The organism is Citrobacter sp. Cpo090 (assembly GCF_030332665.1).
GTDB classification, from domain to species: Bacteria; Pseudomonadota; Gammaproteobacteria; order Enterobacterales; family Enterobacteriaceae; genus Citrobacter; species Citrobacter portucalensis.
This window is the reverse complement of record NZ_JAOWHK010000036.1, coordinates 241975-259456: the sequence shown is the minus strand read 5'-3', so window position 1 is coordinate 259456 and position 17482 is coordinate 241975. Positions and strand designations below refer to the sequence as shown.

At 52.4% G+C, this 17482-nt stretch carries 17 protein-coding genes and 1 tRNA gene; 13 read left to right on the top strand and 5 right to left on the bottom strand.

The features are described from left to right. Positions 1-217: 217 nt before the first annotated feature. The 13 genes from nrdH (at position 218) to emrB (ending at position 13705) form a co-directional block, all read left to right on the top strand. Positions 218-463: a glutaredoxin-like protein NrdH gene (nrdH, locus tag OGY83_RS21245; RefSeq protein WP_048236625.1), complete on the top strand. Its 246-nt coding sequence runs from the start codon at positions 218-220 to the stop codon at positions 461-463. After that, the gene (gene nrdI / locus OGY83_RS21240; protein WP_286636851.1) at positions 460-870 is read left to right on the top strand and encodes a class Ib ribonucleoside-diphosphate reductase assembly flavoprotein NrdI; all 411 of its coding nucleotides are present in this window, start codon (positions 460-462) and stop codon (positions 868-870) included. Before nrdH ends, nrdI begins: the two co-directional genes overlap by 4 nt. Next, on the top strand, positions 843-2987 hold the full coding sequence (nrdE, locus tag OGY83_RS21235) for a class 1b ribonucleoside-diphosphate reductase subunit alpha (RefSeq protein WP_286636850.1): 2145 nt from the start codon (positions 843-845) through the stop codon (positions 2985-2987). Before nrdI ends, nrdE begins: the two co-directional genes overlap by 28 nt. Positions 2988-2997: 10 nt before the next feature. Beyond that, positions 2998-3957: a class 1b ribonucleoside-diphosphate reductase subunit beta gene (gene nrdF, locus OGY83_RS21230; RefSeq protein ID WP_191214045.1), complete on the top strand. Its 960-nt coding sequence runs from the start codon at positions 2998-3000 to the stop codon at positions 3955-3957. A 354-nt stretch (positions 3958-4311) separates the two neighbouring features. After that, positions 4312-5514 carry a glycine betaine/L-proline ABC transporter ATP-binding protein ProV gene (gene proV, locus OGY83_RS21225; RefSeq protein ID WP_286636849.1) on the top strand — a complete coding sequence of 401 codons (1203 nt, stop codon included), beginning with the start codon at positions 4312-4314 and terminating at the stop codon, positions 5512-5514. Further along, positions 5507-6571, top strand: coding sequence for a glycine betaine/L-proline ABC transporter permease ProW (proW, locus tag OGY83_RS21220; RefSeq protein WP_032944705.1), 1065 nt, complete (start codon positions 5507-5509; stop codon positions 6569-6571). The genes proV and proW overlap by 8 nt, the downstream gene beginning before the upstream one ends. Before the next feature lie 94 nt (positions 6572-6665). Continuing rightward, entirely contained in the window at positions 6666-7661 is a 996-nt protein-coding gene (proX, locus tag OGY83_RS21215; protein ID WP_003825976.1) for a glycine betaine/L-proline ABC transporter substrate-binding protein ProX, read from the top strand. A 197-nt stretch (positions 7662-7858) separates the two neighbouring features. Further along, positions 7859-9043: an MFS transporter gene (locus OGY83_RS21210; RefSeq protein WP_079938777.1), complete on the top strand. Its 1185-nt coding sequence runs from the start codon at positions 7859-7861 to the stop codon at positions 9041-9043. Positions 9044-9165: 122 nt separating this feature from the next. Further along, positions 9166-9903, top strand: coding sequence for an AzlC family ABC transporter permease (locus OGY83_RS21205; RefSeq protein ID WP_191214043.1), 738 nt, complete (start codon positions 9166-9168; stop codon positions 9901-9903). Then, positions 9893-10228 (top strand): L-valine transporter subunit YgaH, encoded by a 336-nt coding sequence (ygaH, locus tag OGY83_RS21200; protein WP_003037297.1) that lies wholly within the window; start codon positions 9893-9895, stop codon positions 10226-10228. Before OGY83_RS21205 ends, ygaH begins: the two co-directional genes overlap by 11 nt. Before the next feature lie 90 nt (positions 10229-10318). Continuing rightward, entirely contained in the window at positions 10319-10849 is a 531-nt protein-coding gene (gene emrR / locus OGY83_RS21195; protein ID WP_003037300.1) for a multidrug efflux transporter EmrAB transcriptional repressor EmrR, read from the top strand. Positions 10850-10977: 128 nt separating this feature from the next. Beyond that, complete coding sequence (gene emrA, locus OGY83_RS21190) at positions 10978-12150, top strand: multidrug efflux MFS transporter periplasmic adaptor subunit EmrA (RefSeq protein WP_286636848.1); 1173 nt, start codon at positions 10978-10980, stop codon at positions 12148-12150. Positions 12151-12166: 16 nt separating this feature from the next. After that, positions 12167-13705 (top strand): multidrug efflux MFS transporter permease subunit EmrB, encoded by a 1539-nt coding sequence (gene emrB, locus OGY83_RS21185; protein ID WP_003825966.1) that lies wholly within the window; start codon positions 12167-12169, stop codon positions 13703-13705. Positions 13706-13806: 101 nt separating this feature from the next. Here emrB and luxS read toward each other — a convergent pair whose 3' ends face one another. The 5 genes from luxS to OGY83_RS21160 all read right to left on the bottom strand — a co-directional run bounded on the left by luxS (position 13807) and on the right by OGY83_RS21160 (position 17482). Next, positions 13807-14322: an S-ribosylhomocysteine lyase gene (gene luxS, locus OGY83_RS21180; protein ID WP_016154160.1), complete on the bottom strand. Its 516-nt coding sequence runs from the start codon at positions 14320-14322 to the stop codon at positions 13807-13809. 149 nt (positions 14323-14471) lie between these two features. Continuing rightward, positions 14472-16028 (bottom strand): glutamate--cysteine ligase, encoded by a 1557-nt coding sequence (gene gshA / locus OGY83_RS21175; protein ID WP_286636847.1) that lies wholly within the window; start codon positions 16026-16028, stop codon positions 14472-14474. A 77-nt stretch (positions 16029-16105) separates the two neighbouring features. Continuing rightward, positions 16106-16534 (bottom strand): YqaA family protein, encoded by a 429-nt coding sequence (locus OGY83_RS21170; protein WP_003825961.1) that lies wholly within the window; start codon positions 16532-16534, stop codon positions 16106-16108. Next, positions 16531-17097, bottom strand: coding sequence for a fructose-1-phosphate/6-phosphogluconate phosphatase (gene yqaB / locus OGY83_RS21165; RefSeq protein WP_079938774.1), 567 nt, complete (start codon positions 17095-17097; stop codon positions 16531-16533). Before yqaB ends, OGY83_RS21170 begins: the two co-directional genes overlap by 4 nt. A gap of 308 nt (positions 17098-17405) precedes the next feature. Continuing rightward, positions 17406-17482, bottom strand: a tRNA-Arg gene (locus tag OGY83_RS21160).

Genomic DNA, 17482 nt, shown 5'->3' with positions numbered 1-17482 from the left:
GTAGGCCTGATAAGCTTAGCGCTATCGGGCAATTTATAACCCCCCGTTAGCCTTCCCCCGCCACGCTCATTACCCTGCCCATCATCAATCTAAAATTCCCATATCTTGTATAGTTGAATCTTTTTAAAACTACATATAGTATCTTTCCTATCAGGACACACACAACCCGACGCTCTCTATCGCGCCGATCTTTTATTTTTAAATGGAAATACGAATCATGCGTATTATTATTTACACTCGCAATAACTGTGTTCAATGTCATGCCACCAAACGGGCAATGGAAAGCCGTGGGTTTGACTTTGAGATGGTAAATGTCGATTTACAGCCCGATTTGGCTGATAGCCTGCGCGATCAAGGGTTTCGCCAGCTACCGGTCGTGGTCGCGGGTGAAACCAGTTGGTCAGGGTTTCGCCCGGACATGATCAACCGTCTGCATCCGGAACACCGTGTGGCCAGCGCATGAGCCAGCTCGTCTACTTCTCCAGCAGCTCCGAAAATACGCACCGCTTTATTCTGCGTCTGGGGCTGCCTGCCATCCGCATTCCGCTTAACGAACGCGAGCGGATCCGGGTAGACGAACCTTACCTATTAATCGTGCCGTCCTACGGCGGCGGCGGCACTGCTGGCGCGGTCCCAAGACAGGTGATCCGCTTTTTAAACGATACGCACAACCAGGCGTTAATCCGTGGAGTGATCGCCTCCGGCAATCGTAATTTCGGTGACGCCTACGGTCGCGCAGGTGATGTCATCTCACAAAAATGCGGCGTGCCGTGGCTCTATCGCTTTGAGCTGATGGGCACCCAAAGCGATATCGACAACGTTCGAAAAGGAGTGAGCGAATTTTGGCAACGACAACCGCAGAACGTGTAATGCAGCCAACGCTGGATTATCACGCCCTGAACGCCATGCTGAATCTGTACGATAAAGCCGGGCGCATTCAGTTCGACAAAGACCATCAGGCGGTGGATGCTTTCTTTGCCGCCCACGTCCGCCCCAACTCGGTGACGTTTGCCAGCCAGCAGGAGCGCCTGGAAACGTTGGTGGATGAAGGCTATTACGATGCCAACGTGTTAGCCCGCTACGATCGCGCGTTCGTGCTGAAGCTATTCGCTCACGCCCACGCCAGCGGATTCCGTTTCCAGACGTTCCTCGGCGCATGGAAGTTCTACACCAGCTATACACTGAAAACGTTCGACGGTAAGCGCTATCTCGAAGACTTTGAGGATCGGGTCACGATGGTGGCGCTCACGCTGGCGCAGGGCGATGAAACGCTCGCGATGCAGTTGACCGATGAAATGCTCTCCGGGCGCTTTCAGCCCGCCACACCAACCTTTTTAAACTGCGGCAAGCAGCAACGCGGTGAGCTGGTCTCCTGCTTCCTGTTGCGTATTGAAGACAACATGGAGTCTATTGGTCGGGCGGTCAACTCCGCACTTCAGCTCTCCAAACGCGGCGGCGGCGTGGCATTTTTGCTCTCCAACCTGCGCGAGGCTGGTGCGCCCATTAAACGCATTGAGAACCAGTCCTCTGGGGTGATCCCGGTAATGAAAATGCTGGAAGATGCGTTTTCTTATGCGAATCAACTCGGGGCACGTCAGGGTGCGGGGGCGGTATATCTGCACGCACACCATCCGGATATTTTACGTTTTCTCGATACTAAGCGCGAAAACGCCGACGAGAAAATCCGCATCAAAACGCTCTCGCTTGGCGTGGTGATCCCGGATATTACCTTTCAACTGGCGAAAGAAAATGCCCAAATGGCGCTGTTCTCACCGTATGACGTGGAACGGATTTACGGCAAACCATTCGGTGATATCGCCGTGAGCGAGCGGTATGACGAACTGGTTGCCGACGAACGTGTGCGCAAAAAATTCATTAACGCCCGCGATTTCTTCCAGCGGCTGGCCGAGATCCAGTTTGAGTCTGGCTATCCTTACATCATGTTTGAAGATACGGTGAATCGCGCCAATCCGATTGCCGGTCGGATCAATATGAGCAACCTGTGCTCGGAGATTTTGCAGGTTAACAGTGCCTCCACCTACGATGAAAATCTCAATTACGCGCAGACTGGGCACGATATTTCCTGCAATCTCGGCTCGTTGAACATTGCCCATACCATGGATTCACCCGATTTTGGTCGTACCGTGGAAACGGCGGTTCGTGGCTTAACCGCCGTTTCGGACATGAGCCATATCCGCAGCGTGCCCTCGATTGAGGCCGGGAACAACGCATCGCACGCAATTGGTCTTGGGCAGATGAATCTGCACGGGTATCTGGCGCGGGAAGGGATCGCCTACGGTTCACCGGAAGGGCTGGATTTTACCAATCTCTATTTCTATACCATCACCTGGCATGCTCTGAATACGTCAATGAAGATCGCCCGCGAGCGCGGCCAAACCTTTGCCGGATTCAAACAGTCGCGCTACGCCAGCGGTGAGTATTTTAAGCAGTATCTGCAGGGCGACTGGCAGCCAAAAACCGACAAGGTTCGCGTCCTGTTTGCCGCCAGCGGCATTACGCTGCCGACGCGCGAGATGTGGTCACAGCTGCGTGAAGATGTGATGCGCTACGGCATTTATAACCAGAATTTACAGGCGGTTCCCCCCACCGGTTCTATCTCTTACATCAATCATGCCACGTCAAGCATTCACCCGATCGTGTCGAAAGTGGAGATTCGCAAAGAGGGCAAAACCGGGCGCGTTTACTACCCTGCCCCATTTATGACCAATGAGAATCTGGCCTTGTATCAGGATGCCTACGAGATTGGTCCACAAAAAATCATTGATACCTACGCAGAAGCAACGCGCCATGTCGATCAGGGGCTTTCACTGACGCTCTTTTTCCCCGATACCGCCACCACGCGCGATATCAATAAAGCGCAGATTTACGCCTGGCGTAAGGGCATCAAATCCCTGTACTACATCCGACTACGCCAGCTGGCGCTGGAAGGCACCGAAATCGAAGGCTGCGTGTCATGCGCGCTGTAAGGAGGAGAAAATGACATTATCCCGCGTGAGCGCCATCAACTGGAACAAGATTGAGGATGATAAAGATCTTGAGGTATGGAACCGTCTGACCAGTAACTTCTGGCTCCCGGAAAAGGTCCCGCTCTCCAATGACATTCCGGCCTGGCAAACGTTGAATACTGCCGAACAGCAGTTAACAATCCGCGTTTTTACCGGGCTGACGCTGCTCGACACCATTCAGAATGTTGCCGGAGCACCAGCGTTAATGGCTGATTCGTTAACGCCGCATGAAGAGGCGGTGCTGTCGAATATCAGCTTTATGGAGGCGGTGCACGCCCGTTCATACAGCTCTATATTCTCCACCCTTTGCCAGACCAATGACGTGGATGCAGCCTACGCCTGGAGTGAAGAAAATACCTCACTCCAGCGCAAAGCGCAGATCGTTTTGGCACATTACGCCAGCGACGAACCGTTGAAGAAAAAAATAGCCAGCGTGTTTCTGGAATCCTTCCTCTTCTATTCTGGCTTCTGGTTACCGATGTATTTTTCCAGCCGCGGCAAATTGACCAATACCGCCGATCTCATTCGTCTGATCATTCGTGATGAAGCGGTTCATGGGTATTACATTGGTTATAAATATCAAAAAGGTCTGGAGCATATTTCCGAATCAGCACGCGAGGAGTTAAAGAATTTTGCCTTTGACCTGCTGATGGAATTGTATGATAACGAAGCGCGTTATACGGAAGAGTTGTATGCAGAAACCGGCTGGGTGGATGACGTCAAGGCCTTCCTTTGTTACAACGCCAATAAGGCATTAATGAATTTGGGATATGAGGCGCTATTCCCGCCTGAAATGGCGGAGGTTAACCCGGCAATCCTTGCCGCACTGTCGCCCAACGCTGACGAAAACCACGATTTCTTCTCGGGTTCCGGCTCATCTTATGTGATGGGAAAAGCGGTCGAAACCGAAGATGACGACTGGAATTTCTAGCACTCATTTTCACGGGAAATACCGTACATTTTTCACGGAAATATTTTAACAGGATCACACTTTTGTCGTGCAAATATAATTGTGTGATCTACACTCAATATCAGCCGCATTATTCGCCTGCATTCCAGCAATTCAGGCGATTTTTCATTGGCATTTACAAAAAATATTAACCGGTTCACATTCGCGCTCAGCCCTTATATCACGGGAAGTCCCGCCATCTGGCCTTTGGCAATATTCATGCCACAACCAAATTCAGGGTTGTCTCAGATTCTCAGTATGTTAGGGTAGAAAAAGGTCACTATTTCCATCAGGTAATATATCGATATAAACAAATAACAGGAATCATTCTATTGCATGGCAATTAAATTAGAAGTTAAAAATCTCTATAAGATATTTGGAGAGCATCCCCAGAGAGCCTTCAAATATATTGAAAAAGGACTTTCAAAAGAGCAGATTCTGGATAAAACGGGGCTATCGCTTGGCGTTAAGAACGCCAGTCTGGCCATTGAAGAAGGCGAGATATTTGTCATCATGGGATTATCCGGTTCGGGTAAATCCACAATGGTACGCCTTCTCAATCGCCTGATTGAACCCACCCGCGGGCAGGTATTGATTGACGGCGTAGACATCGCCCGGATATCCGATGCTGAGCTTCGCGAGGTGCGCAGAAAAAAGATTGCGATGGTGTTCCAGTCCTTTGCCCTGATGCCACACATGACGGTCCTGGACAATACGGCATTCGGCATGGAATTAGCCGGTGTTGGTGCGGATGAACGTCGTGAAAAAGCGTTTGATGCGCTGCGCCAGGTTGGTCTGGAGAATTATGCTCACGGTTACCCGGATGAACTTTCCGGGGGGATGCGCCAGCGTGTGGGCCTCGCCCGCGCATTAGCCATTAATCCTGACATCTTATTAATGGATGAGGCCTTCTCAGCCCTCGATCCGTTAATTCGTACCGAGATGCAGGATGAGCTGGTAAAGCTACAAGCGAAACATCAACGTACCGTAGTCTTTATTTCCCATGACCTCGATGAAGCCATGCGCATTGGCGACAGAATTGCCATTATGCAAAACGGTGAAGTGGTCCAGGTCGGTACGCCGGATGAAATCCTGAATAATCCGGCCAATGATTATGTACGCACCTTCTTCCGTGGCGTTGATATTAGCCAGGTCTTTAGCGCGAAAGATATTTCACGCCGTAGTCCCGAAGGTTTAATTCGTAAAAACCCCGGGGTGGGTCCACGTTCGGCGCTGCAATTATTGCAGGACAAAGATCGCGAATATGGTTACGTGATTGAACGTGGCAATAAATTCGTTGGCGTTGTTTCTATCGACTCATTAAAAACAGCATTAAGTCAGGCGCAAGGTATTGAAGCGGCATTGATCGATGAGCCGTTAGCCGTTGATGCACAAACTCCTCTCAGCGAGTTGCTTTCTCATGTCGGCCAGGCCCCGTGCGCGGTGCCGGTTGTAGATGAGGAACAGCAGTATGTGGGCATCATTTCAAAACGCATGCTGTTACAGGCTTTAGATCGTGAGGGGGTAAACAATGGCTGATCAAACTAATCCGTGGGACACCACACCAGCGGCCGACAGTGCCGCACAAAATGCCGACGCCTGGAGTACGCCGTCAGGCGCGCCCACTGACGGCGGTGGCGCGGACTGGCTGACCAGCGCACCCGCGCCGGCACCAGAGCATTTCAATATTATGGATCCGTTCCATAAAACGCTGATCCCGCTGGATAGTTGGGTCACCGAGGGGATCGACTGGGTCGTTACCCATTTCCGTCCTGTCTTCCAGGGCATTCGTGTCCCGGTGGATTACATTCTTAACGGCTTTCAACAGCTGCTGTTAGGTATGCCAGCCCCGGTGGCGATTATCCTGTTCGCGCTGATTGCCTGGCAGATTTCCGGCGTTGGGATGGGCGTTGCTACGCTGATTTCCTTGATTGCCATCGGTGCCATCGGCGCGTGGTCGCAGGCCATGATAACCCTGGCGCTGGTGTTGACCGCGTTGCTGTTCTGCGTGGTGATCGGTCTGCCGATGGGGATCTGGTTGGCGCGCAGTCCACGAGCAGCAAAAATTGTTCGCCCGCTGCTGGACGCCATGCAAACCACGCCCGCGTTTGTCTATCTGGTGCCGATTGTCATGCTGTTCGGTATTGGTAACGTCCCGGGCGTAGTGGTGACGATTATCTTCGCCCTGCCGCCAATCGTGCGTCTGACTATTCTGGGGATTAACCAGGTGCCAGCCGATCTGATTGAAGCTTCGCGCTCGTTTGGTGCCAGCCCGCGTCAGATGCTGTTTAAAGTGCAGCTCCCGCTGGCAATGCCCACCATTATGGCTGGGGTTAACCAGACGCTGATGCTGGCGCTCTCAATGGTCGTCATCGCGTCGATGATTGCCGTCGGCGGGTTGGGTCAGATGGTTCTGCGTGGAATCGGTCGTCTGGATATGGGGCTTGCCACCGTCGGCGGAGTTGGGATTGTGATCCTCGCCATCATTCTCGACCGCCTGACGCAGGCCGTTGGTCGCGACTCACGTAGTCGTGGCAACCGTCGCTGGTACACCACCGGTCCCGTTGGGCTTATCACTCGCCCATTCACGAAGTAATTCACCCGTTGCCCGGTGGCGCATTGCTTACCGGGCCTACAATTCATCAGCTTACACAAAATCATTCAGGATGAATGTGTAATAAGGAACAACGATGCGACAGAAAGTAATTATTGCCACAGCGTTTGCCACCCTTGTCTCCACCAGCACTTTCGCTGCCGACCTGCCGGGCAAAGGCATCACCGTACAGCCAATCCAGAGTACGATCTCTGAAGAATCCTTCCAGACGCAGTTAGTCGCCCGTGCGCTGGAGAAACTGGGTTACACCGTTAACAAAACCAGCGAAGTTGACTACAACGTCGGCTATACCTCCATTGCCTCTGGCGATGCAACTTTTACCGCCGTGAACTGGCAGCCGCTGCATGATGATATGTACGCCGCGGCGGGCGGAGACAAAAAGTTTTATCGCGAGGGGGTATTCGTTACGGGTGCCGCACAGGGTTATCTGATCGACAAGAAAACCGCTGAGCAGTACAAAATCACCAATATCGCCCAGTTAAAAGATCCAAAGATCGCCAAAATCTTTGACACCAACGGTGACGGAAAAGCCGATATGATGGGCTGTTCACCGGGCTGGGGTTGTGAAGCAGTCATCAACCACCAGAACAAAGCTTTCGATCTGGAAAAAACCGTCGAGGTCAGCCACGGTAACTATGCGGCGATGATGGCTGACACCATTACCCGCTTCAAAGAAGGTAAACCCATTCTTTACTACACCTGGACACCGTACTGGGTGAGCGATGTAATGAAACCAGGTAAAGATGTGGTCTGGCTACAGGTGCCGTTCTCTTCCCTGCCAGGCGAGCAGAAAGATATTGATACCAAACTGCCAAACGGCGCCAACTACGGCTTCCCGGTGAACACTATGCATATTGTCGCCAATAAAGCCTGGGCGGAGAAAAACCCGGCTGCGGCGAAACTGTTTGCCATCATGAAGCTGCCGCTGGCGGATATCAACGCGCAGAACGCGATGATGCACGACGGGAAAGCGTCTGAAGCCGACGTGCAGGGTCACGTTGACGGCTGGATCAAAGCCCACCAGCAGCAGTTTGACGGCTGGGTGAACGAAGCGCTGGCTGCGCAGAAATAACCGGCACGCAGGCCTGATGAGCGTAGTCTCATCAGGCACTGTAACTATGCCAATACCGGATGGTGGCGCGATGTGTCTTATCCGGTCTACCTCCCTCTATCTCACCTAAACCGCACAATCCATCACCCAACAAATCAGCAACATTTAATCACTTCCGTTATGATTGTTTTCTGCAACCCATTACTCAGTTGAAAACAATGACGAAAACCACTCAGGGACTTAGCCCTTCGCTAATCCTGTTAATGTCTATCGCCACCGGCCTCGCCGTCGCCAGTAACTATTATGCGCAGCCGTTGCTCGACACCATTGCGCGTAACTTTTCGCTATCTGCCAGTACCGCCGGGTTTATCGTCACCGCGGCCCAGCTCGGCTACGCCGCCGGCCTGCTGTTTTTAGTACCGCTCGGTGATATGTTTGAACGCCGGATGCTGATTGTCTCCATGACGTTGCTCGCGGCTGGCGGCATGCTGATCACCGCCAGCAGTCAGTCGCTGGGTATGCTGATTCTCGGTACTGCCCTAACCGGGCTGTTCTCGGTAGTGGCACAGATTTTGGTTCCGCTGGCGGCAACGCTTGCCACACCGGACAAGCGCGGGAAGGTCGTCGGTACGATTATGAGCGGCCTGCTGCTGGGTATTCTGCTGGCGCGCACCGTGGCAGGATTACTGGCGAATCTTGGCGGCTGGCGCACCGTATTTTGGGTGGCATCGGTATTAATGGCGCTGATGGCGGTTGCACTGTGGCGCGGCCTGCCGAAGATGAAATCCGATACTCATCTTAACTATCCGCAGCTGTTAGGCTCCGTATTCAGCCTGTTTATTCACGATAAATTGCTGCGTACCCGCGCGATGCTGGGCTGCCTGACGTTTGCCAATTTCAGTATTCTGTGGACCTCGATGGCGTTTTTGCTCGCCGCGCCGCCGTTTAACTATTCGGAAGGAATGATTGGTCTGTTTGGTCTGGCGGGTGCCGCAGGGGCGTTAGGTGCACGTCCGGCAGGCGGTTTTGCCGATAAGGGTAAATCCCACCTGACCACAACCATGGGACTGCTATTACTGCTGCTCTCCTGGCTTGCTATTTGGCTTGGGCACGCTTCAGTCCCCATGCTGATTATCGGTATTCTGGTGCTGGACCTCACCGTTCAGGGAGTACACATCACCAACCAGACGGTTATCTATCGCATTCATCCTGACGCGCGTAATCGCCTGACCGCCGGATACATGACCAGCTATTTTATTGGCGGAGCGGCAGGTTCACTGATTTCAGCCTCCGCCTGGCAGCATGCCGGGTGGGCTGGCGTTTGCCTGGCTGGTACGACCGTTGCCATACTCAACCTGTTGGTCTGGTGGCGAGGTTTTCACCGTCAGGAAGCCGTAAATTAAGCGTATAACGCATGTTTACCGCTGATTGGGCTCCACAGGGTGTTAAGGAGCCCATCAGTCTGCTAAGGTTATAACTCATTGAACCAAGTTATATTAATTTCGGTAATGAAACCTATAACCCTATGGAACACCCTGTACCTCAGTCTGAATCCAGTTCGGCAACGTTAACGGAAGGATTTAAAGACAGCCTGCCAATAGTCATCAGCTATATTCCGGTCGCTTTTGCATTTGGTCTCAATGCCACTCGCCTTGGCTTCACGCCGGTTGAAAGCGTCTTTTTCTCCTGCATTATCTATGCGGGGGCCAGCCAGTTTGTCATTACCACCATGCTCGCCGCAGGCAGTTCGCTGTGGGTCGCCGCGCTGACCGTCATGGCCATGGATGTCCGTCATGTTTTGTACGGCCCTTCCCTGCGTAGTCGGATCGCCCAGCGACTGAGTAAACCTAAAAGCGCGCTGTGGGCTTTTGGCCTTACCGATGAGGTCTTTGCCGCCGCAACGGCAAAGCTGGTACGGGATAACCGGCGCTGGAGTGAAAACTGGATGATCGGCATCGCACTGTGCTCCTGGGCCTCCTGGGTGTTTGGTACGGTGATCGGCGCGTTTTCCGGCAGTGGTTTACTCAAGGATTACCCGGCGGTTGAAGCGGCACTGGGCTTCATGCTCCCGGCGCTGTTTATGAGCTTCCTGCTCGCGTCATTCCAACGTAAACAAGCGCTCTGCGTGACAGCGGCCCTGGCCGGGGCGCTGGCTGGCGTCATGCTGTTTTCCATCCCTGCCGCTATCCTTTCAGGTATTGTCTGTGGATGCCTGACGGCGCTCATCCAGTCATTTTGGCAGGGAGGTCCTGATGAGCTATGAGGTTCTGCTGCTTGGCCTGTTGGTCGGCTGCGTTAATTACTGTTTTCGCTATTTGCCGCTCCGTCTTGGGGTCGGCAATGTTCGCCCGACCAAGCGCGGCGCGACGGGCATATTACTCGACACTATTGGCATTACATCAATTTGCGCCCTGCTGGTGGTGTCTACAGCGCCAGAAGTGATGCACGACGCTCGTCGGTTCGTGCCTACTCTGGTGGGGTTTGTCATACTGGGTGCAAGCTTCTATAAGACCCGCAGCATCATCATTCCAACGTTACTGAGTGCTCTGGGCTATGGATTAGCCTGGAAAATGCTGGTTGTCTTATAGATAAAAACAATCATTTTAAATAAATAATACATTTACTTTATTTGTCACTGTCGTTACTATATCGGCTGAAATTAATGAGGTTATACCCAAATGGATAGTTCGTTTACGCCCATTGAACAAATGCTAAAATTTCGCGCCAGCCGCTACGAAGAGTTCCCTTATCAGGAAGTGCTTCTGACTCGTCTATGCATGCACATGCAGGGCAAGCTGCTGGAAAACCGCAATAAGATGCTGAAGGCTCAAGGGATTAACGAGACGTTGTTTATGGCGTTGATTACGCTGGAGTCTCAGGAAAACCACAGTATTCAGCCTTCTGAACTGAGTTGTGCGCTTGGCTCGTCGCGTACTAACGCTACCCGCATCGCGGATGAGTTAGAAAAACGTGGCTGGATCGAACGTCGCGAAAGCGATAACGATCGCCGCTGTCTGCATCTGCAATTGACCGAGAAAGGCCATGCATTTTTGCAAGAGGTATTACCGCCTCAGCATAACTGCCTGCATCAACTCTGGTCGTCTCTTAGCACCACCGAAAAAGATCAGCTTGAGCAAATTACCCGTAAACTTCTGACCCGTCTTGATCAGATGGAGCAGGATGGCGCGGTGTTAGAAGCGCTGCGCTAACGCGCCGACTCGCTCAGAAATCCAGATTTATAAATGAAAAAACCGACAGGCCAGCACGCATACTGCTGGCCTGTCTGATAAACAGGTCGGCTCAGCCGATGCGAAAAAATAAGATCGTGGAGAACAACATGAGCGCAAATGCGGAGACTCAAACCCCGCAGCAACCGGTCAAGAAGAATGGCAAACGTAAAAGTATGCTGCTCCTTCTGACCTTGCTCTTTATTATCATTGCCGTGGCATATGGGATTTATTGGTTTTTAGTACTTCGTCATGTAGAAGAGACAGACGATGCGTACGTGGCAGGGAACCAGGTTCAAATCATGGCTCAGGTATCAGGCAGCGTGACGAAAGTCTGGGCTGATAACACTGACTTTGTAAAACAAGGCGATGTGCTGGTTACCCTCGACCAGACAGACGCCAAACAGGCATTTGAAAAAGCCAAAACTGCGCTGGCTTCCAGCGTGCGTCAGACGCACCAGTTGATGATCAACAGCAAGCAGTTACAGGCAAGCATTGAGGTGCAGAAAACCGCTCTGGCGCAAGCACAAAGCGACTTTAATCGCCGAGTTCCGCTGGGCAACGCCAACCTGATTGGCCGCGAAGAGCTGCAACACGCGCGTGATGCCGTTGCCAGCGCTCAGGCGCAGCTTGATGTTGCAATCCAACAATATAATGCTAACCAGGCAATGATTCTCGGTAGCAAGCTGGAAGATCAACCCGCCGTCCAACAAGCCGCCACCGAAGTGCGCGATGCCTGGCTGGCGCTGGAACGTACCAGAATCGTCAGCCCAATGACCGGTTATGTCTCGCGCCGTGCCGTACAGCCTGGTGCGCAAATTAGCCCAACCACGCCGCTGATGGCGGTTGTTCCGGCCACGAATCTGTGGGTAGATGCTAACTTCAAAGAAACACAACTGGCCCATATTCGTATTGGTCAACCCGCGACGGTTGTTACCGATATTTATGGCGACGACGTGAAATATACCGGTAAAGTTGTCGGCCTCGATATGGGTACGGGCAGCGCCTTCTCCCTGCTGCCGGCGCAGAACGCGACCGGCAACTGGATCAAAGTCGTCCAGCGTCTGCCGGTACGTATCGAACTGGATGCACAGCAACTGGCACAGCATCCATTACGTATTGGTTTGTCTACGCTGGTTACGGTAGATACCTCAAATCGTGACGGAAAAATTCTGGCAAGCCAGGTTCGTACCACACCGGTAGCAGAAAGTAATGCACGTGAAATCGACCTTGCTCCGGTCAATAAGATGATCGAAGAGATCGTGCGGGCCAACGCGGGCTAATTCAAAGGTGCGTGTGATGCAACAGCAAAAACCGCTGGAAGGCGCGCAGCTCGTCATTATGACGATCGCGCTGTCCCTGGCGACATTCATGCAGGTGCTGGACTCCACCATTGCTAACGTGGCGATCCCCACTATCGCCGGGAACCTCGGCTCTTCGCTGAGCCAGGGAACCTGGGTGATCACCTCATTCGGGGTGGCGAACGCTATCTCTATTCCGATCACCGGCTGGCTGGCAAAACGCTTTGGCGAAGTAAGACTCTTCATGTGGTCAACTATCGCCTTCGTCATTGCGTCATGGGCATGCGGGATGTCCACCAGCCTGAACATGCTGATTTTCTTCCGCGTAATCCAGGGCATTGTCGCCGGTCCTTTAATTCCGCTGTCACAGAGCCTGTTGCTGAATAACTATCCACCCGCCAAGCGCTCCATCGCCCTCGCGCTATGGTCGATGACGGTGATTGTTGCCCCGATATGTGGTCCTATTCTTGGGGGCTATATCAGCGACAACTATCACTGGGGCTGGATATTTTTTATCAACGTGCCAATCGGGGCTGTGGTGGTATTGATGACCCTGCAAACCCTGCGCGGTCGGGAGACCAAAACCGAGCAGCGGCGCATTGACGCCATTGGTCTGGCACTGCTGGTCATCGGTATCGGCAGTTTGCAGATTATGCTCGACCGCGGCAAAGAGCTGGACTGGTTCGCCTCGCAGGAGATTATCATCCTGACGGTGGTCGCCGTGGTTGCTATCAGCTTCCTAATCGTCTGGGAGCTTACCGACGAGCACCCCATTGTCGATCTTTCGCTGTTTAAGTCGCGCAACTTTACCATTGGCTGTCTGTGTATCAGTCTGGCCTATATGCTCTACTTCGGCGCAATCGTCCTGCTGCCGCAGCTGCTGCAGGAGGTATACGGCTATACGGCAACCTGGGCTGGCCTGGCGTCAGCGCCGGTTGGGGTGATTCCGGTGATCCTGTCGCCGATTATCGGCCGCTTCGCGCACAAGCTGGATATGCGTCGTCTGGTGACGTTCAGTTTTATTATGTACGCCGTCTGTTTCTACTGGCGTGCATGGACGTTCGAGCCGGGTATGGACTTTGGCGCATCGGCATGGCCACAGTTTATTCAAGGGTTCGCGGTAGCCTGCTTCTTTATGCCGCTAACCACAATTACGCTGTCCGGTTTACCGCCTGAGCGTCTGGCGGCGGCGTCCAGCTTGTCGAACTTTACGCGAACGCTGGCAGGTTCCATTGGCACATCAATTACGACGACAATGTGGACGAACCGCGAGTCGCTGCACCATGCTCAGCTAACGGAATCTGTTAACCCCTACAACCCAAATGCACAGGCTATGTACGACAAGCTGCAGGATTTAGGGATGACGCACCAGCAGGCGTCAGGTTGGATAGCTCAGCAGATCACCAATCAGGGGCTGATTATTTCCGCTAACGAAATCTTCTGGATGTCGGCGGGGATCTTCCTGGTCCTGCTTGGCCTGGTGTGGTTCGCCAAACCGCCCTTCGGCGCGGGCGGTGGTGGTGGCGGCGCGCATTGATCAAAAAAGCCAGTTCAAATGAACTGGCTTTTTTATGCCGGATGGCGCTAATTATTTGTCGGCTGGATTAGATGCGTTAGCGTCACCATCCAGCATGACAACTAAATATGCAGTTCCTGCAGTTTCTCTTTCGGCAGCGCCAGCTCTTCATTGCTGTTAACACGCACATCATGCTCCAGAATATGACGTGCGATATCCTGTGCTTCGCTAAGAGAGTGCATCTGATACGTACCGCACTGGTAAACGTTCAGCTCCGGAATCTGGTTCTGATCCTGTACTTTCAGCACGTCCGCCATTGCCGCTTTCCACGCGTCGGCTACACGCTGTTCGTCCGGCGTACCAATCAGGCTCATGTAGAAGCCGGTACGGCATCCCATCGGAGAGATATCGATAATCTCAACGCCGTTACCGTTAAGGTGATTACGCATAAAACCTGCAAACAGGTGTTCCAGCGTATGGATACCTTTCTCAGGCATCACTTCTTTGTTCGGAATGCAGAAACGCAGATCAAACACGGTGATTGCGTCGCCATGCGGGGTGTTCATCGTTTTTGCAACCCGGACCGCGGGAGCTTCCATCCGGGTGTGATCGACAGTAAAACTATCTAACAACGGCATTTAGCCACCTCCGATAAATTTTTTAAAAATAATCTGAACTCTTTGTTCCGGGGCGAGTCTGAGTATATGAAAGACGCGCATTTGTTATCATCATCCCTGTTTTCAGAGATGAAATTTTGGCCACTCCCGAGTGGCCTTTTTCTTTTGTATCAAGCGTGCTTTTCCAGCCACACGCTAAACGGCTCAGTATCAGCCGCTTCGATCTCCTGCTGACGACGCTTTGAAGCCTCAGTTTCAGCAATAAATTCAGCTTCCTGCACTATTTCTAACGGCTCTTCACGCAGCAGATTTTGGTAAGCCTCACCCAGCGCTTTGCCCGTGCCGCCAATGCCTTCATCAATCATAGACCGTAGGATCCGGGCAGAGAAAGTCAGTTCAGGATTGTCAAAACAGGCAACCAGTTCATCACAGACCTTCTGATACTCCTCTCCCCCATCGATGCTGTCCAGCGTTTGTGCCACGCGTTTCAGATCGCGGAACAAATCCTTCCCAACCTTAGGCAGCGGGAACTGGGCTGTTTCACAGCCAATACCTAACGTCAGCCCAGGCTTACGCCCTTCGAGAATCACGCGATTCCAGTTTTTACGCGTACACAGCAATTCATCGCTGCTCATTTCCGGGGCATCAGCCAGTGCACACCAGACCATAAACAGATCGAGGAAGCGCACCTGCTGCTCGTCCACGCCGATAGGCGAGAACGGGTTGATATCCAGCGAGCGTACTTCGATGTACTCAATACCGCCACGCAGAAGCGCATCTGATGGCGTTTCACCACGACGAGTGACGCGTTTCGGACGAATAGGCGCATACAGCTCATTTTCAATCTGCAGAACGTTGCTGTTGATTTGCAGACGCTTACCGTCTTTCTCCAGACCGATCGCCGCGTATTCCTCGGAAGGCGTCTTAATCGCGCGCTTTAATCCTGCCACATACTCATGCAAATCGTTAAACGTAATTCCGAGATTGCTTTGCGACTTATTGGTATAGCCCAAATCACTCAGACGCAGCGACGTTGCATACGGCAGGTAATACATCCCACTGTCGGTTTTTTCAAACGGTAGAGTTGTCGGTTTTCCTTGCAGGAATGAGGAACAAATGGCCGGAGAGGCACCAAACAAATACGGGATCACCCAACCAAAACGGTAGTAGTTGCGGATCAGACGGAAGTAGCCCGCGGAGATCTTCTCTTTAGCATCCTCACCTTCGGTTACACCGCATTTCGCCTGCCAGAAAGCCATAGGCAGTGAGAAGTTGTAGTGTACGCCCGAGATTGTCTGCATCAACGCGCCGTAGCGGTTTTTGAGGCCTTCACGGTACAGCGTCTTCAGGCGACCGGTATTCGACGAACCATACTGCGCCAGTTCGATATCCTGACCTTCGGCAATATAGCAAGGCATGCTCAACGGCCACATACGCTCGTCGCCCAGGTTTCTGGCGGTATAACGATGTAAGTCGCGCATGAACGTGAGCATTTTCTCAATGTCGTCACCGGGTGGAGTAATGAACTCCAGCAATGCTTCGGCAAAGTCAGTGGTTATCCACTTATGCGTTAGCGCTGAGCCTAACACCTCAGGATGGCCTGTCGTTGCTAATGACCCATCTGCATTAACACGCAGCGTTTCGCGCTCCAGACCACGTTGAATCCCCTTTAACGCCTGAGGATGGTTTTCCAGCCAGGCCAGCGCCTGTGATACGTCCGGGATCAAATTGACCTCCCGCCTGTCAAAATCGTTTTAATTAGCATAATGGTATTGGTTACCCTGAAGGCTATCCCACAACACAATTAGTGCCACCACATAATGCCTTGCGTCGTAACCGCTGCGACAACAACATAGCGCAACGCCTTGCCAAGACATAAGAAAAAGAGAACTGGGCCCCACGAGATACGCATCCACCCGGCTAACAGGCACAGCAAATCCCCCACAACCGGCATCCAGCTTAATAATAGTGTGACAGCGCCATAGCGCCGCAGCCAGCCAGTGGCTTTTTCTTGCCAGCGCGATGTTTTACGCAATGGAAAGAAACGCCCAAGGATAACGTTAGTTAACCCTCCAAGGCTATTACCCATTGTTGCTGTTAAGACTAAGACCCAGGGATGACTGACCCCGGAAACCAACAAAGCAACCAGAACAACTTCAGAATTGCCGGGTAATAGCGTGGCACTGAGAAAACTGCTGGCAAACAGTGACAGGAGCGACAGCCCATCACTCACAATAACCGGACATCCACGGCATCCATTCCCGCGGCATGCGCTGCCTGTATTCCAAAATCGGCATCTTCAAACACGACGCAACGAGCTGGAACAACCCCCATACGTTCGGCACAAAGCAAAAACGTATCAGGAGCCGGTTTATGGTGTTGTACGTGATCGGCTGCGACTACAGCATCAAAATAGCGACGCAGACCAAGGTGAGCGAGCAGCGCTTCTGCAATTGCGCTTTCACTACCCGTACCTACCGACATAGGACGTCGACCATACCAGGCTTTCACGACATCAACCAACGGCAAAGGCTGGACGCTATCCAGCAGCATGCTTCTCACCTTGTCGGTTTTTTCACGTGCCAGTGCATGAGGATCAAGATCGGCATGGTTCAATTCAATTACCGACTGCGCAATACGCCACGTTGGGGAGCCATTGAGGGCGACCATGGCATGTTCATCAAACCGTAGTCCATAATGCCCCAATACCTCATGCCACGCCTTACGATGCGTAGGCTCGGTATCCAGGATGGTACCATCCATATCAAAAATCAAACCCGCATAACGTTCGTACATCGTCTTCTCACAAGCCGAATGACCAGACGTTATTTTATCGTAATTGATTGATTTTGTCGCTGACAGCGAATTGAGGAGTGTTCAGAGAATATGTGGAAATGATTTAGAGGGGGAGATGGTGCTGACAATTATCTTGCAGACCATGAAAAAACAGTTTCGCTGTTATTTGGGAGAAGATGGTGCATCCGGGAGGATTACTCACTCGTGTTCGCCCTGCGGGCCGTTGCTGAAGCAACGTTATCCTCCCTGGTGCTCGCGATTATCTTGCAGACCATGAAAAAACAGTTTAGCTGTTATTTGGGAGAAGATGGTGCATCCGGGAGGATTCGAACCTCCGACCGCTCGGTTCGTAGCCGAGTACTCTATCCAGCTGAGCTACGGATGC

What these genes read in the sequence shown, in the direction of transcription:
- nrdF (WP_191214045.1), top strand. Translation starts at nt 2,998, where the DNA reads ATGACATTATCCCGCGTGAGCGCCATCAACTGGAACAAGATTGAGGAT.
- luxS (WP_016154160.1), bottom strand. Translation starts at nt 14,322, where the DNA reads ATGCCGTTGTTAGATAGTTTTACTGTCGATCACACCCGGATGGAAGCT.
- proV (WP_286636849.1), top strand. Translation starts at nt 4,312, where the DNA reads ATGGCAATTAAATTAGAAGTTAAAAATCTCTATAAGATATTTGGAGAG.
- OGY83_RS21210 (WP_079938777.1), top strand. Translation starts at nt 7,859, where the DNA reads ATGACGAAAACCACTCAGGGACTTAGCCCTTCGCTAATCCTGTTAATG.
- nrdH (WP_048236625.1), top strand. Translation starts at nt 218, where the DNA reads ATGCGTATTATTATTTACACTCGCAATAACTGTGTTCAATGTCATGCC.
- emrB (WP_003825966.1), top strand. Translation starts at nt 12,167, where the DNA reads ATGCAACAGCAAAAACCGCTGGAAGGCGCGCAGCTCGTCATTATGACG.
- emrR (WP_003037300.1), top strand. Translation starts at nt 10,319, where the DNA reads ATGGATAGTTCGTTTACGCCCATTGAACAAATGCTAAAATTTCGCGCC.
- OGY83_RS21205 (WP_191214043.1), top strand. Translation starts at nt 9,166, where the DNA reads ATGGAACACCCTGTACCTCAGTCTGAATCCAGTTCGGCAACGTTAACG.
- emrA (WP_286636848.1), top strand. Translation starts at nt 10,978, where the DNA reads ATGAGCGCAAATGCGGAGACTCAAACCCCGCAGCAACCGGTCAAGAAG.
- proW (WP_032944705.1), top strand. Translation starts at nt 5,507, where the DNA reads ATGGCTGATCAAACTAATCCGTGGGACACCACACCAGCGGCCGACAGT.
- proX (WP_003825976.1), top strand. Translation starts at nt 6,666, where the DNA reads ATGCGACAGAAAGTAATTATTGCCACAGCGTTTGCCACCCTTGTCTCC.
- yqaB (WP_079938774.1), bottom strand. Translation starts at nt 17,097, where the DNA reads ATGTACGAACGTTATGCGGGTTTGATTTTTGATATGGATGGTACCATC.
- ygaH (WP_003037297.1), top strand. Translation starts at nt 9,893, where the DNA reads ATGAGCTATGAGGTTCTGCTGCTTGGCCTGTTGGTCGGCTGCGTTAAT.
- nrdI (WP_286636851.1), top strand. Translation starts at nt 460, where the DNA reads ATGAGCCAGCTCGTCTACTTCTCCAGCAGCTCCGAAAATACGCACCGC.